The organism is Hydrogenophaga crassostreae (genome assembly GCF_001761385.1).
GTDB classification, from domain to species: domain Bacteria; phylum Pseudomonadota; class Gammaproteobacteria; order Burkholderiales; family Burkholderiaceae_C; genus Hydrogenophaga; species Hydrogenophaga crassostreae.
The window spans coordinates 1,437,777-1,452,330 of record NZ_CP017476.1 but is presented as its reverse complement, the minus strand read 5'-3'; the positions used below and the strand labels follow the sequence as shown (position 1 = coordinate 1,452,330).

The following is a 14,554-nucleotide window of genomic DNA, read 5'->3' as shown; positions in this document are numbered from 1 at the left end:
GTCACTTGCCGACCACCTCGGACGCTTGCCCCTGCCGCAGCAAACCCATTTGCTGGCGGTCAAACGCCTCGTAGCCCTTTTGCCAGTCAGAAGGCTGCGTCACCGGCACCACCTGCACCGCGGTCACCTTGTACTCGGGGCAGTTGGTGGCCCAGTCGGAGCTGTCGGTGGTGATCACGTTGGCACCGCTCTCAGGAAAATGGAAGGTGGTGTACACCACGCCCGGCTGCATGCGCTCGCTGATCTGGGCCCGCATCACGGTCTGGCCTGCACGGCTGCTGATGCCCACCCAGTCGCCGGCCTTGACGCCGCGGTCCAGCGCGTCGTGCGGGTGGATCTCCAGCAGGTCTTCGTCGTGCCACTGGTTGTTGGGTGTGCGGCGGGTTTGGGCTCCCACGTTGTACTGGCTGAGAATGCGGCCGGTGGTGAGCAGAAGCGGAAAGCGGCGCGTGATCTTTTCGTCGCTGGGGATGTACTGCGTGTTGAAGAATTTGCCTTTTCCACGCACGAAGTGGTCCACGTGCATGGTGGCCGTTCCTGCGTCTTCGGTCTCTTCATTGCAAGGCCACTGCACACTGCCCAGGCGGTCGATCTTCTCGAAGCTCACACCCTGGAAAGACGGTGTGAGCTCGGCGATCTCCTGCATGATTTCTTCGGGGTGGTTGTAATGCATGGGGTAACCCAGCGCATTCGCCAGCTTCATGGTCACCTCCCAGTCGCCCAGACCGGCCAGGGGCGGCATCACCTGCCGCACGCGGCTGATGCGGCGCTCGGCGTTGGTGAAGGTGCCGTCCTTTTCCAGGAAACTGCTGCCGGGCAGCAACACATGGGCGTACTTGGCGGTCTCGTTCAGGAAGATGTCCTGCACCACGATGCACTCCATCGCCGACAGCGCCGCCGACACGTGCTGCGTGTTCGGATCCGACTGCACGATGTCTTCACCCTGGCAATACAGCCCCAGGAAGCTGCCGCCCAGCGCGGCCTCGAACATGTTGGGAATGCGCAGACCAGGTTCCGGGCTGATCTCCACGCCCCAATGCGCTTCGAACTGCGCGCGCACCGTGGTATCGCCAATGTGGCGGTAACCCGGCAGCTCATGCGGGAAGCTGCCCATGTCGCAACTGCCCTGCACGTTGTTTTGACCGCGCAGAGGGTTCACCCCCACACCTTCGCGACCGACCATGCCACAGGCCATGGCCAGGTTGGCGATGCCAATCACCATGGTGGAGCCTTGTGCGTGTTCGGTCACTCCCAGGCCGTAATAGATCGCAGAATTGGGGCCACTGGCGAAGAGGCGAGCGGCCTTGCGCACTTCGTCTGCCGGCACACCGGTTACCGCCTCGAATGCTTCCGGCGAGTTCTCGGGGCGGCTTACAAAAGCGCGCCATTCGTTGAAGCTCTTCATGTCGCAGCGCTCGGCCACATAGGCCTCATTGACCAGCCCCTCGGTGGCCACCACATGAGCCAGGGCCGTGATCATGGCCACGTTGGTGCCGGGCTTCAAGGCCAGGTGGTGGTCGGCGCGCACATGGGGAGTCTCCACCAGTTCGATGCGGCGCGGGTCCACCACGATGAGCTTGGCGCCTTCGCGCAAGCGGCGCTTCATGCGCGATGCGAACACCGGGTGGGCATCGGTGGGGTTGGCGCCGATCACCATGATCACATCGGCCTGCTCCACCGACTTGAAGGTCTGCGTGCCGGCAGAGGTGCCAAACGTCTGGCCCATACCGTAACCGGTCGGCGAGTGGCAGACGCGGGCACAGGTGTCCACGTTGTTGGTGCCAAAGGCCGCGCGGATCAGTTTTTGAACCAGGTACACCTCTTCGTTGGTGCAACGGCTCGACGTGATGCCGCCCACCGAGTCCTTGCCGTGCTTGGCCTGGATGCGTTTGAACTCGCCGGCGGCATAGCCGATGGCCTCGTCCCAGCTCACTTCGCGCCACGGATCGGTGATCTTGGCACGGATCATGGGTTTGGTGATGCGGTCTTTGTGGGTCGCGTAACCCCAGGCAAAGCGGCCTTTCACGCAAGAGTGGCCCTCGTTGGCCTTGCCGTCTTTCCACGGCACCATGCGCACGACCGTATTGCCTTTCATTTCGGCCTTGAAGCCACAACCCACGCCGCAATAGGCACAGGTGGTAATGGCACTGTGCTCGGGTTGACCGAGTTCGATGATGGATTTTTCCTGCAGCGTGGCGGTCGGGCAGGCTTCAACGCAAGCGCCGCAACTCACACATTCGCTGTCCATGAAGGGCTGATCCTGGCCCGGTGACACCCGGCTCTCGAACCCGCGTCCGGAAATGGTCAGCGCAAAGGTGCCCTGCGTCTCTTCACAGGCCCGCACACAGCGGTTGCAGACGATGCACTTGCTGGCGTCGTAAGTGAAGTAGGGATTGGACTCGTCTTGTTTGGCATCGCAATGGTGGTCCCCCGCCACACCATCCACCACCGCGCCACCCACGCCGTAGCGCACGTTGCGCAGGCCCGTCACGCCGGCCATGTCTTGCAACTCGCAGTTGCCGTTGGCGCTGCAAGTCAGGCAGTCCAGTGGGTGATCGGAAATATAAAGCTCCATCACGCCCTTGCGCAGCTTTTGCAGCTTGGGGGTTTGCGTGTGCACCACCATGCCCGCCTCGACCGGCGTGGTGCAAGAGGCGGGCGTGCCTTTGCGGCCATCGATTTCCACCAGACACAGGCGACAGGAGCCAAAAGGTTCCAGACTGTCTGTGGCACAGAGCTTGGGCACCTGAATACCCGCGTCCGAGGCAGCCCGCATGAGCGATGTCCCTTTCGGCACCTTCACGCGGTTGCCATCAATGGTCAGCTCCACCGTTTCGCTGGAGGTCCGCGCCGGTGTGCCGCGGTCGATTTCAATTGTGATGTGCTTCAACATGGCTTGTCTCCTTCACGCAGCCTGATGGTCGGCGGCGGTCAATCCAAAATCTTCCGGGTAATGGTCCAGCGCGGACAACACCGGCAGCGGCGTCATGCTGCCCATGGCGCACAAGCTGCCGCCCACCATGGTTTCGCAGAGGTCGCGCAGCAAGATCACCTGCTGTTCGCGATTCGCCCCGCCGGCAATGCGATCGATAACCTCGACCCCGCGGGTGGATCCGATGCGGCAGGGTGTGCATTTGCCGCAGCTTTCAATCGCGCAGAATTCCATGGCGTACCGCGCCAGCCCGGCCATGTCGGCCGTGTCGTCGTGCACCACGATGCCACCGTGGCCCAGCACCGCCCCGATGGCCGCGTACGCCTCGTAGTCCAGTGGCACATCCCATTGGGACTCCGGCACATAGGCGCCCAGCGGCCCACCGACCTGCACGGCCTTGATCGGTCGACCGCTGCGCGTGCCCCCTCCAAAACCGTAGAGCAGCTCACGCAAGGTGAGGCCAAACGCTTTCTCGACCAGACCACCCTGCTTCACATTGCCCGCCAGCTGGAACGGCAGCGTGCCATGGGAGCGGCCCATGCCGTAATCGCGGTAAAACTGCGCGCCGCGCGCCAGGATCACCGGCACGCTGGCGAAGGTGATCACGTTGTTGATCACCGTGGGCAGGCCAAACAGACCTTCGATCGCAGGCAGCGGCGGCTTGGCGCGCACGATGCCACGCTTGCCCTCCAGGCTCTCCAGCATCGCCGTTTCTTCGCCACAGACATACGAACCCGCGGCCTTGCGCACGTGCAGATGAAAGATGTGCTCGCTGCCGAGCACGCGGTCGCCCAGGAAGCCGGCCTCGGTGGCCAGCGCAATGGCCCGGGTCATGGTGGCCACCGCGTGCGGATACTCGCTGCGGATGTAGATGTAGCCCTCCGTGGCCCCAACCGTCATGGCGGCGATCGCCATGCCTTCGATCAGCATGAAGGGGTCGCCCTCCAGGGTCATGCGGTCGGAATAGGTGCCCGAATCGCCCTCATCGGCGTTGCACACCACGTACTTCTGGGCCGCCTGAAGTCCGGCCACCGTCTTCCATTTGATACCTGCCGGAAACGCGGCACCCCCGCGCCCGCGCAGACCCGAGTGGGTCACTTCGTGCAGCAGATCGGCGCTGCCCATGCCCACGGCCCGTTTCAATCCTTGCCAGCCATCATGGGCCTCGTAATCGGCCAGGCTCAACGGATCGGTGATGCCCATGCGCCGGAACGTCAGGCGCTCCTGCAAAGCGAGGAAGGGGATCTGCTCGGTGATGCCGTGGCGCAGGGCGTGTTCGCCGCCGTCCAGCAAGCCGGCGTCCAGCAACGACACCACATCTTCAGGCGTGACCGGCCCGTAGGCCACACGGCCCAGGGCGGTGCCCACCTCCACCAAAGGCTCCAGCCAGAACAGGCCCCGCGAGCCGTTGCGCACCAGATCGATCGCCAGCCCCCGCCTTGCGCACTCGTTCAGCAAAGCCGCCGCCACCTCATTGGCCCCCGCCGCCAAAGCCGCCGAATCGCAAGGCACGAAAACTTTCACTGCGCTCATGCCGCCACCTCCACGGCCGACAACACCGCCGGCAAGCGCTCTGGCGTGACCCGGGCAAACAGCCGGTCGTTGACCTGCATGGCGGGCGACTGAGCGCACAGGCCCAGGCAATACACCGGTTCCAGCGACACCGCGCCGTCGGCCCGGGTCTCATGTGCCTTGATCCCCAAGCGTTGCTCCACCTCAGCCATCAGTCCGTCGGACCCACAAGCCTTGCAGGCCTCTGCCCGGCACACCTGCACCACCGTGCGTCCAGGCGGCGTGGTTCGGAAATGGTGGTAATAGCTGATCACCCCATGCACCTCGGCACGCGACAGATTGAAACCTTTGGCAATGGGCTCAACCATTTCAGGCGCGACAAAGCCATAGGCAGCCTGTACGGCATGCAGCAAAGGCATGAGTCCCCCTGCCTCGTTTCGGTGTTGTTGGATCAGGGTATCGAGCGGCTCTGGCATCGCATGGCTCCGGAAGTTTGAAGACAAATCCCGCAGCGTCTCGCCGCGGGATTCGAGGGTGAATTCGGCCTAACCAAAAAACTTGGCAGCGCTGAGCATGGTGCGGTAAACGCCCCAAGCCAGGGGAATGCCCACGGCGGCCCACGCAAGGGCCACTGTGACCGGACTGGTGGCATGAAACGCCTCGTGGCTCTTGCCCACTTCGCCCGCTTTGGCCCGGTCGTGCGCCAGGCGCCGTTCCTCCGCCAATTCGGCATCGGTCATGAAGTGTTTGTCGGCCACAGGGCGCACCAGCAGATTGCAAATCAACCCCACCAGCAACATGCCCACCAGGATGTACATGGTCTGGTTGTACACCTGCTCACGAGGGATGCCAAGGCCGAGCTGGTATTCACGCATGTAGTTCACAACCACGGGCCCGATGATGCCCGCCGTGGCCCAGGCGGTGAGCAGGCGGCCATGGATGGCGCCCACCATCTGGGTACCGAAAAGATCGGCGAGATAAGCTGGCACGGTCGAGAACGACCCACCGTACATGCTAAGGATGATGCAGAAAGCACCCACGAACATCAGCTTGTTGGCCGAGCCTGCGCTGGCGGGAATGCTGAAATACAGAATGCCACCAAGCAAGAAGAACAAGGTGTAGGTCATCTTGCGGCCGAGCTTGTCGGACAGGCTGGCCCAGAAGAACCGGCCCACGATATTGAACAGGCTGAGCAAGGCGGCAAAACCCGCGGCCACACCCGCTATGGCGGTGAGCTGGGTTTTGTCCAGTTCGCTGAACTTGCCGGCCACGCCGATCAGGCTGCCGCCAAACACCTCTTGCAACATCGGGCTGGCCATGCCGATCACGCCGATGCCGGCCGACACATTCATGGTCAACACCAGCCAGACCAGCCAGAACTGGGGAATGCCCCAAACCTTTTTCACATGCACATGGCCGTGGGTGATCATGGCGTTGCTGCCCTGTGCCGCCGGCGGCGTCCAGCCTTCGGGCTTCCATCCACTGGCGGGGATGCGGTAGCCAAACGCGCCGCACAACATCGCCACGATGTAGATCGCGCCCATCACCGCAAACGTCTGCCACACGCCCACTTCGGTCGGCGTTGAGAAAATTTTCATCAGCTCGGCGGCCAGCGGAGAGCCGATCATGGCCCCACCACCAAAGCCCATGATGGCCATGCCGGTCGCCATGCCGCGCTTGTCCGGAAACCACTTGATCAGCGTCGACACCGGCGAGATGTAGCCCAGCCCGAGACCAATGCCACCGATCACGCCCGAGCCCAGCACCATGAGCCAGAACTGGTGCAGATAAATGCCCAGCGCCGAGATCAGCATGCCGCCACCCCAGCACAGAGCGGCGAGCACCCCGACCTTGCGCGGACCGACCCGCTCCAGCCAGCCACCCCAGACCGCTGCAGCCAGTCCGAGGAACACAAAGAACAAGGTGTACATCCAGCCCAGCGTGGCAATTGACCAATCGCAACGGGTGGTGAACAGCTGACCGAAGAACCCCACATCAGGTCCGCACTGCAACGCCTCCTTGATGCCCAGGGCCTTGGACAGCGGTAACCAGAAAACAGAAAACCCATACGCCATGCCAATGCACAGGTGAATCGCCAATGCCGCGGGCGGCACCAGCCACCGGCTGAACCCCGGCGCTGCGATGATGCGTTCTTTGGACAACAGCCCCTCGCCGTTACCCCCAACCAAGGCCCCAGTGGCCACTGCAGATGTCCCCATCGTTGTCTCCTTTTGTGTTTGATCTCACGGAAAGCTCGTGCATCATCGTGGCCTCACGCAGGGCGCGCAATATGAGCGCGCGGGCAACAGCCATAGGCGCTCTGGCTCATAAAGGGTTTCCCCGATGAAGAAAATTTCGATCAAACCGGTATGGACAATTCAAGGCGACGAGAGCGGCACGCTGTCGCCACGGTTGATCGAATTGCTCACCGCCGTGCACACCCAGGGCAGCCTGCTGGCCGCCTGCCAGGTTCTGGGCATGTCCTACCGCCATGCCTGGGATCTGGTGCGTTCGGGCGAGGCCCACTTCAACACCACGCTGCTGCACATGGAGCGCGGCAAAGGTTCTACCCTCTCTCCTTTGGCCGAAAAACTCGTCTGGGCAGATCTGCGCATCATGGCCCGGCTGCAACCCATTCTTGACTCCCTGTCGTCTGAGCTTTCACACGAAATCGCCAAAATTTCAAGCCCGGGAAGCAGTGCCTTTCGCCTGCACGCCAGCTATGGCTTCTCGATCGAAAAGCTCATTGAACAGCTGCTCGAACAAGGCCAGTCCCTCGCGCGCAGCTACGCCTCCAGCACCGCCGCCGCCGCCGCGTTACACGACGGCGACTGCGAAGCCTGCGGCATTCACATTCCCGTCGGTTCACAGCAAACCCGCGCGCTGGCCCACTACACCCAATGGCTGCAGGCACCCGACCTGATGCTCATTGACATCTCCACGCGGCGACAAGGTCTGATGGTTGCGCCCGGCAATCCGAAAAAGATCTACGACCTGGGTGACCTGACTCGCGATAGCGTGCGCTTCATCAACCGCCCCGCCGACTCGGGTACACGCTACTTGCTGGAAGGCTTGCTCGGCGAGCAACGGATCGCCAGCGCCCACATTGCGGGCTTCGAGCAAAGCGAGGCGACCCATGCATCCGTCGCGGCCTTTGTGGCCAGCGGCCTGGCCGATGCAGGGTTTGGTCTGGAGCGCCCGGCGCGCTATTTTCAGCTCGACTTCATCCCCATGGTCAACGAGCGGTATTTCCTGCTCTGCCGGGAAAGCATGCTGCGACACCCGGTGATGCAGAAGACCCTGGCGATCCTCGCCGACCCCGATTTCAAACAATCGGTCAATGCCCTGCCCGGCTACGACTCCGCCAGCTCAGGCACGGTCACGCCATTGCTGGAGGCCTTCCCTGCCCTGAACGAGTTCACACCCGCTGACTGAATTTGGCACCCGACACTCCGTGGCGCTGCGGATGCCCTAGGATGTCCCATGGCCAACCCAAATTCCAACGACGCACCCATCAAGTACGCCACCCTGACCGTGGCCACCTGCAACGTACTCAACCTCGCGCTCCCGGGGCGCGATTTCTACCCGGGTCAAGACCCCTACAGTCAGAGCGAATACGAACGCAAGGTGGACTGGTTGGGCGAACGCATCAAAACGCTCAACGCCGATGTGCTCGCAGTGCAAGAGGTGTGGGACGAAGCTGCTCTACAGGAGGCTGTCAAGCGCAGCGGCCTGCGATACAAATTCGTCAGCGTGCCCGGCGCGGAGAACGGCCCGGGCAAGAGCGGCGCTCAAGGCACCCCTCGCGTCGGCCTGATCACCCGCCTTGCGGTCGAATCGGTCGAATCGCTGGTTGACTTCCCGCCACAAGCCGTGGTCGATGTGCCCGGCATGGGGCCCTACACCCGCTTTGAGCGCCCGCCCCTGCACGCCACGCTGCGTCTGAAAAACGGTCCCTGTCTGCATGTGATCACGGCTCACTTCAAATCCAAGCGTCCCAAGCTCTTGAGCGATGAAGAGGGCAAAACGGTGGAAGAGCGCGACGATCCAACCGTGCAAGCTGTGGGCAGCCTTCGATCGTTGATCATGCGCGGCGCAGAGGCACTCGCTGTTCGCCTCAGGGTGGTCGACATCCTTCACCGCTCGCGCGAACCGCTGGTCATGATGGGTGACCTGAACGACAGTCCCCACAGCGTCACAACCCAGCTCGTGGCCAATACCTCCCAGGTGGCTTACCAGCGCGGCGCCTACGACACCGCGCTGTTCAGTGCCTGGGACGTGCAAGGCGATGGGGCACTGCGCCGCGATGTCGCCTTCTCTCATATCCACCAAGGCTACCCCGAGGTGCTTGACCAGGTACTGGTAAGCGAAGAGTTCACAGCCAGGAGCCGCAGGGCCATTGGTGAAGTGTTGCGGGTCGAAGTGTTCAACGACCACCTCTTCGAAGGACGCAGCCGCGCCAAGAGCGACCACGGCTTTGTTCGGGCGCTGATCCGCTGGGAACAGCAACAACAAGGTTGAACGCTCGGCTCACCGGCCAGCCGTGCGCCAATGCCGACGCCAGACGGGATCGGCCCAGGCCAGCGCCAGTTCGATCATGGCCCGCGACCGCAACGCCCGCTGATCGCGTCGTCCTGCAACGGCCTCCCGCGCCGTTGCCTCATGGCGCACTTGCACCGCCACCAACAGCGGATCACCCAGGCGCATTGACGCCATCAGCTGCTCATCCATTTCAATGACCGGGGCCATGCTCAATCCCCTGCGACGACAGGCGTGTCCGCCGGCTGGGTATCCGAACGCATCACGCCGTACCAGTCCAGCCTGCGGGTCGCCACCATGATGGCTGCGAGCACACCAAACAACAGCAGCGAGCCCATCATCAGTGCGTTGTCTTCCGACACCAGAATGCCGTAGAGCACCCCATACAACGCCACCAGCATGCCACTCATGCCGAGACCCGCGCGCCAGCTGCCCAAAACATGCCGCAGGTAGTGGCTCAACAGCCCGATACAGGCCGCACTCGCTACCCCATAGGCGGCAGCGAATGCCAGGTGTTCAGACAACGACAGCAAGAGCAGAAAAAACAGCACCAGCGCCGCACCGATCATCAGGTACTGCATCGGATGGATGCGCCAGCGTTTGACCATTTCCAGCACGAAGAAGGCCGCGAAGGTGAGCACGATGAACATCATTCCGTATTTGGTGGCACGGTCGCTCAACCGGTACACATCGACCGGGTTCTCCAGCGAAACCGACAGCTGATCAACATGGCCATTGGGCTCTCGACCCTGGGACAGAAACTGCTGCTGCGCCTGTGTGGACAGCGAAGGCACGCTCCAACTGGCCGTGAACCCTGCATCATCGACCACGCGCTCCCGGGGCAAAAAATCGCCACCAAAGCTGGGATGGGGCCAGGCCGAAGTGAGGCTTACCCGGTTGTCTTCAGCCAGGGGGACCCAGGCGATCTGACCCGTTCCGGCAAGATCCACCGCCAAAGTGAAATCGAGCGGTGCACCCTCTTCCAGCAGCTCGACCGCCAGCGGCGCCGCCAGGGGCAAGGGCAGCTTCTGGCTGGCGGGCGACGCGCTCACAGTCAGGGCTTTCCCGCCCAGCCTGAGCAAAGGCGCACTTTGCAAACCCCGCAAATCGCTCACGCCCATCATGATCCTGGGTTGCCCCAGCTTGATTTGCCCACCCACCTCGGTTGGCGCCACGCCAGGCCAGACAAAACGCCCTGCGGTTTCATGGTGGCTGGTGTAGACCGTGACCGGGAAAATGCCCCGCCAGCGGGTCTCGGTAGCGAGCCGGCTGCGCGTGTCCAGGCGCCTGGGAAACACGGTGAGCACCCGCGCCACGACGACCGTGTCTTCGCGCTTCGTGTCCTTGTTGACATCGACCACCACCGTGCGCCTGAACGTCTCGGTGTAGGGCACGTGCAGGACTGGCCCGGTCATGGTTTGTGCCCCGGCGTGGGCGCGGGCAACTTCGCCGGTGGCCTGTGAGCGGTTCACGGTGCGCTCGCGGATCACGCCACTCACCATTTCAAGTGGAATGGCGAGCAGCACCATCAGGAACCCGACGATCAGGGTTTTGCTCAGCAAGGGAAATTTGTTCAAGAGACGCTCCTCGGTTGTGGGATGACGCCATTCTTGAACCCGGGTGTGCGCCCGGAGCGCAGGCTGTGTGAAGCGAAAAAGTGTTTTATGCAGCGGGCGTGAAGGCGCTGAGCCTCAGACCGGCAACCACCAGCGCGCCATGCAACCGCTGGGGTTGCCTACGTTTTCCACATCCACCCGCCCTCCGTGCAGCTCGCTGACCTCATTCACGAAACACAGCCCCAGTCCGGAACTTTTCTCCAGGCCCTCACCGCGTGGCAGCGAATAGAAACGTTCAAAGATGCGCTCACGCGCATAGTCAGGAATGCCTGCCCCCTCATCGCGAACCGACCACGCCACGCCGCGGGCGTCTCGCGCCATCGCCAGCGTCAATGTGCCACCCACTGGCGAAAAATCCACCGCGTTGTCGATCAGGTTTTGCAGGGCCTGCGACACCAGAAAACGGTTGCCTTTCACCAGCACACCGGTTTCGCCCAATCCATCCACCACCTGGATATCTTTCAGCCGCAACCGAGGTTCGGCCGCACGCAGCAACTCGCGCGTGAGCCCGGCCAGGTCAACCGCTTCCACATCGCGCAGTTCGCGCATTTGCTCCACATCGGCCAGACCCAGCAGCTTGTCAATCAGCTGCTGCAATCGCCCGGCCTGCCGTTCGATGTTATGTGCGAAGCGCTGGCGATCGGCCTCGGCCAAAGGCTCCTGCAGCAATTCGGAAGCGCCGCGAATCGCGGCCAGTGGGCTCTTGAGTTCGTGCGTCAGTGTGTGCACATAGTGCTCGACGTAAGCCTTGTCTTCCAGTTTCAGACGCATGCGCTCAACCGCCTGCGCCAGATCGTTGAACTCGGTCTTGCCACTGAATCGCCCCATGCGCGGCAATTCGGCCCGCTCACCACCCGCCACGGCGTTCGCGTAGCCCCGCAAGCGCGACAGCGAACTCGCCATCCACCAGCTGAACAACAAGCCCATCAACAGCGTGAACCCCAGCAACACCCAGGAACCACGCAAGATGCGCTGCCGGCTGCGCTCGATGTAGGGCTCCAGCTTGTTGTTGGGACGGGAAACCGTGAGCGCGCCGATGATGCGGTCGCCATCGCGAATGGGCGCGGCCACATGCATCACCGTGCTTTCGGGGTCTTTGGGGTCTTCGATGCTGGAGCGCGCGCCGTATTCACCACGCAGCGTTCTCACCACGTCGTTCCAGCGCGAGAAGTCTTGCCCTATCGCTTCACCGCGGGTATCAAACACCACCACGCCCAGGGTGTCGACGATGGTGATACGGGTGTCGATCTGATCTTTTGGAAAGCCCCAGAGCACCGCGCCGGGTCGCACATTCTGGTAAGCAGCCATGGCCTGTGCAAAGCCGCCGCTGGCGATGGTGCCGGCCTTCATGTCGGGTTCGGCCAGCTGGGCGTAGGCGAAGGCCGCGTCGATCAGGCTGTCTTCCATGGCCAGCCGTGTGCCCGGTTCGACTTCGCTCATGAATACCCGCAACACCACAAACAGCGCCAACCCCAACACGAGGAAGAACCCCAACATCAATCGCAAGGCTATGCGCATGGCGGCTCAGCGTGTGGCTTGCATGGAATAACCCATGTTGCGGTGCGTCTGGATCAGCTCGGCTTCCAGCCCACAGGCGCGCAATTTGGCGCGCAGCAGCTTGATGTGCGCATCCACGGTCCGTTCAGCCGTATCGGGTGCATCGCCCCACACCAGCGCCATCAGTTCCGAGCGTGAAAAGATGCGTTGCGGCCGTTTCAGCAGCGTGGCCAGCAAACCGTATTCGTAGCGCGTCAACGCCAAAGGTTCGCCACCGCAGCGAATGCGTTGTGCCGCTTCATCGAGCTGCAGCATGGTGCCTGTTCGAGCCGTTGCCGGCGCCCCGGTCATTCCCTTGGTCCCACTGCGCCGCAGTATGGCCTTGACCCGTGCACACACCTCGCGTGGCGAAAACGGCTTGGTCACGTAGTCGTCGGCACCCAGCTCCAGGCCCAGGATGCGGTCGATCTCTTCGCCGCGAGCGGTCAAGAAAACAATGGGCAGATCGCTGCTTTTTCGAATCGCACGGCACACATCAAACCCGTTGCCATCGGGCACCCCCACATCCAGGATCGCGAGATCCGGTGCGCGGCGCTCAAAAACCGCCAAGGCGTCGCTGACCAGAGTCACGTGGATCACTTCAAAGCCCTCACTGCCCAAGGCATAAAGCAGCGTATCGGCTATGGCCGGTTCGTCTTCAAGTAGAAGGATGCGGTGTTGTGGCATGGGCAGCGGATGGGCGGTCGTGGTGGCAATGGTACGAGAAGACCGCCGCCGCGCCGACAAAGACGCCTGTCGGGTGTGTCCACTCCAGCCTGTTCTCAGCGCTCATGATTGACGACAACCCGACTTGCCGCAGCACCCGAAAGTCAGACGGTCCATGCGCAAAGCGCTCACCGGGCCGGGTCAGCGCCAGGCCCAGCCAGAAGCCACAAACACTAGCCCTCGTTCATTGCTTTTGCGGTCGGCGCCGGATCGACCCAGCGCGCCAGCAGGTGAACCAGGATGATGGCGGCACAAATCGGTACCGCCATCCTCACCCAGACCATGGAAAAGCCGAGCGTGTCAGCCGTCAGGCGGGCGGAGCGGCCCATGAAACCCTGGCCCCATACGCCATTCCAGTTGAAGAAACAGAAGTACAGAACCGGCAGCAGGAACACCAGCACAGCCAGCGTTTGCACCACGCGCGACAACCACTCCAGCGAACGGGGCAACACGCTGTCGAGCAACACCGCATCGGCCCGGTTGCGAAACGACATCGTCGCCCCAAGCAAGCCGGCCCAGACCATCATGTAGCGCGCGACCTCTTCGGTCCAGATCGGCGGCGCATTGAAGCCATAGCGGGCCAGTATCTGCACCACCATGGCCAGCAGCATGATCACGATGCAGGCCGAAGCCACCCAGCGCGCCGCGTTGTGCACGCGAAGACTGAGCGCAGAGATCAGCGAACCGGCGCCCATGTCAGCGCGCGGCTTCCGCGGCGTCCACCCAGAACTTGACCGATTCCGGCGACATCAGTCCTGAGTTGTAGGTGGCCCGCGAGAGCTTGCGGAACGGCTCGCGCTCGGCCTTGTTCAGGCGGATCACGGTGACGCCGGCCTTCTCAAGGTCTTTCAGGGACGATTCGGCTTGCGTGGCAACCCAGGCCCGGTTGACCGCGTTGGCCTTCTTCACCGCTTCGTTGACCGTCGCGCGGTCTTTGGCCGACAAGCGGTCATACCATGTCTTGGACGCCATCACCGCCCGCTGTGCCACGATCACGCCTGCATCGGTAAAGTGTTTGACGAAGTCGGTCTGACCAAACAGCACCGGCACGTTGGCGGTGTTCAGGTAGCCATCGATCACCCCGGTTTGCAGGCCGGCGGGCACTTCTTTCCACTGCACGATGGTGCCGGTGCTGCCCCAGGCCTTGTAGAGCTCAATTTGCGCATCGTCCAGTGCGCGCATGCGCAGGTTGGCCATATCGGCCGGCGTGCGCACCGTCTGCTTGGTCGTGATGATGCCGGACTGCGGGCCGATCGGCACCAGCGCCAGCACCATGGAGTCGGTCTTGGCCAGTTGCGCGTTGACCTTCTCGAAGACTTTGCCCTTCTCCAGAACGCGGTCCATGTGCGGCACATCGTCAAAGATGTAAGGCAGGCGCACACCGTAGATCAGCGGGTCGACCTTGCCGATCGACTTCACGTCGGACAGCGCCATTTCCAGCAAGCCGGTCGAGATCTGATCGAACAGCTCTGCCTCTTCGCCCACCGAGCCGCGCGGCAACTCGCGGGTTTTCATGCCATTGGCGTTCAGGTGAGAGGTAAACGCGTTCACCCACGCATAGGAGCCCGACTTGTTGACATCGGGCGGCGTGTCCAGCGCAATCTTCACCTGCGCGCTCGCCAACGACGCTGCCATGCAACCGGCGACCAGCACCGCGCCACGAAAAAACTTGTTTATCACCATCATCTTTGTC

12 protein-coding genes are annotated in these 14,554 nt (G+C 62.7%); 2 read left to right on the top strand and 10 right to left on the bottom strand.

The window, feature by feature from the left end; genetic code table 11:
* Position 1 precedes the first annotated feature (1 nt).
* The 4 genes from fdhF to LPB072_RS06725 all read right to left on the bottom strand — a co-directional run bounded on the left by fdhF (position 2) and on the right by LPB072_RS06725 (position 6,663).
* On the bottom strand, positions 2-2,893 hold the full coding sequence (gene fdhF / locus LPB072_RS06740) for a formate dehydrogenase subunit alpha (RefSeq protein WP_066093070.1): 2,892 nt from the start codon (positions 2,891-2,893) through the stop codon (positions 2-4).
* A 12-nt stretch (positions 2,894-2,905) separates the two neighbouring features.
* On the bottom strand, positions 2,906-4,465 hold the full coding sequence (locus LPB072_RS06735; RefSeq protein WP_066093067.1) for a formate dehydrogenase beta subunit: 1,560 nt from the start codon (positions 4,463-4,465) through the stop codon (positions 2,906-2,908).
* Positions 4,462-4,920 carry a formate dehydrogenase subunit gamma gene (locus LPB072_RS06730; RefSeq protein ID WP_066093064.1) on the bottom strand — a complete coding sequence of 153 codons (459 nt, stop codon included), beginning with the start codon at positions 4,918-4,920 and terminating at the stop codon, positions 4,462-4,464. The genes LPB072_RS06735 and LPB072_RS06730 overlap by 4 nt, the downstream gene beginning before the upstream one ends.
* Positions 4,921-4,989: 69 nt before the next feature.
* Complete coding sequence (locus LPB072_RS06725) at positions 4,990-6,663, bottom strand: OFA family MFS transporter (protein WP_066093061.1); 1,674 nt, start codon at positions 6,661-6,663, stop codon at positions 4,990-4,992.
* 124 nt (positions 6,664-6,787) lie between these two features.
* Here LPB072_RS06725 and LPB072_RS06720 point away from each other — a divergent pair, with 124 nt between their 5' ends.
* Together LPB072_RS06720 and LPB072_RS06715 are read left to right on the top strand one after the other, a co-directional pair.
* Positions 6,788-7,879 carry a substrate-binding domain-containing protein gene (locus tag LPB072_RS06720; RefSeq protein WP_066093059.1) on the top strand — a complete coding sequence of 364 codons (1,092 nt, stop codon included), beginning with the start codon at positions 6,788-6,790 and terminating at the stop codon, positions 7,877-7,879.
* Positions 7,880-7,927: 48 nt separating this feature from the next.
* A complete protein-coding gene (locus LPB072_RS06715; protein ID WP_066093056.1) occupies positions 7,928-8,965 on the top strand; it encodes an endonuclease/exonuclease/phosphatase family protein in 1,038 nt (345 codons plus the stop codon).
* A gap of 9 nt (positions 8,966-8,974) precedes the next feature.
* Here the strand turns inward: LPB072_RS06715 and LPB072_RS06710 are convergent, their stop codons facing one another.
* The 6 genes from LPB072_RS06710 to LPB072_RS06685 all read right to left on the bottom strand — a co-directional run bounded on the left by LPB072_RS06710 (position 8,975) and on the right by LPB072_RS06685 (position 14,547).
* Positions 8,975-9,193 (bottom strand): hypothetical protein, encoded by a 219-nt coding sequence (locus LPB072_RS06710; RefSeq protein WP_066093054.1) that lies wholly within the window; start codon positions 9,191-9,193, stop codon positions 8,975-8,977.
* Between the two features lie 2 nt (positions 9,194-9,195).
* Entirely contained in the window at positions 9,196-10,560 is a 1,365-nt protein-coding gene (gene creD / locus LPB072_RS06705) for a cell envelope integrity protein CreD (RefSeq protein ID WP_082877037.1), read from the bottom strand.
* A 114-nt stretch (positions 10,561-10,674) separates the two neighbouring features.
* The gene (creC, locus tag LPB072_RS06700; protein WP_066093051.1) at positions 10,675-12,117 is read right to left on the bottom strand and encodes a two-component system sensor histidine kinase CreC; all 1,443 of its coding nucleotides are present in this window, start codon (positions 12,115-12,117) and stop codon (positions 10,675-10,677) included.
* A 6-nt stretch (positions 12,118-12,123) separates the two neighbouring features.
* The gene (creB, locus tag LPB072_RS06695) at positions 12,124-12,822 is read right to left on the bottom strand and encodes a two-component system response regulator CreB (protein ID WP_066093048.1); all 699 of its coding nucleotides are present in this window, start codon (positions 12,820-12,822) and stop codon (positions 12,124-12,126) included.
* Between the two features lie 212 nt (positions 12,823-13,034).
* Entirely contained in the window at positions 13,035-13,556 is a 522-nt protein-coding gene (locus LPB072_RS06690; protein ID WP_066093045.1) for a TRAP transporter small permease, read from the bottom strand.
* Position 13,557: 1 nt separating this feature from the next.
* Positions 13,558-14,547, bottom strand: a complete 990-nt coding sequence (locus LPB072_RS06685) for a TRAP transporter substrate-binding protein (RefSeq protein WP_066093629.1) — start codon at positions 14,545-14,547, stop codon at positions 13,558-13,560.
* Between the last annotated feature and the right edge of the window lie 7 nt (positions 14,548-14,554).

Excerpts from the sequence above, each read along its gene's own strand:
- LPB072_RS06725 (WP_066093061.1), bottom strand. The coding sequence starts at position 6,663 with ATGGGGACATCTGCAGTGGCCACTGGGGCCTTGGTTGGGGGTAACGGC.
- creC (WP_066093051.1), bottom strand. The coding sequence starts at position 12,117 with ATGCGCATAGCCTTGCGATTGATGTTGGGGTTCTTCCTCGTGTTGGGG.
- LPB072_RS06735 (WP_066093067.1), bottom strand. The coding sequence starts at position 4,465 with ATGAGCGCAGTGAAAGTTTTCGTGCCTTGCGATTCGGCGGCTTTGGCG.
- LPB072_RS06685 (WP_066093629.1), bottom strand. The coding sequence starts at position 14,547 with ATGATGGTGATAAACAAGTTTTTTCGTGGCGCGGTGCTGGTCGCCGGT.
- creB (WP_066093048.1), bottom strand. The coding sequence starts at position 12,822 with ATGCCACAACACCGCATCCTTCTACTTGAAGACGAACCGGCCATAGCC.
- LPB072_RS06710 (WP_066093054.1), bottom strand. The coding sequence starts at position 9,193 with ATGGCCCCGGTCATTGAAATGGATGAGCAGCTGATGGCGTCAATGCGC.
- LPB072_RS06720 (WP_066093059.1), top strand. The coding sequence starts at position 6,788 with ATGAAGAAAATTTCGATCAAACCGGTATGGACAATTCAAGGCGACGAG.
- LPB072_RS06730 (WP_066093064.1), bottom strand. The coding sequence starts at position 4,920 with ATGCCAGAGCCGCTCGATACCCTGATCCAACAACACCGAAACGAGGCA.
- LPB072_RS06715 (WP_066093056.1), top strand. The coding sequence starts at position 7,928 with ATGGCCAACCCAAATTCCAACGACGCACCCATCAAGTACGCCACCCTG.
- LPB072_RS06690 (WP_066093045.1), bottom strand. The coding sequence starts at position 13,556 with ATGGGCGCCGGTTCGCTGATCTCTGCGCTCAGTCTTCGCGTGCACAAC.
- fdhF (WP_066093070.1), bottom strand. The coding sequence starts at position 2,893 with ATGTTGAAGCACATCACAATTGAAATCGACCGCGGCACACCGGCGCGG.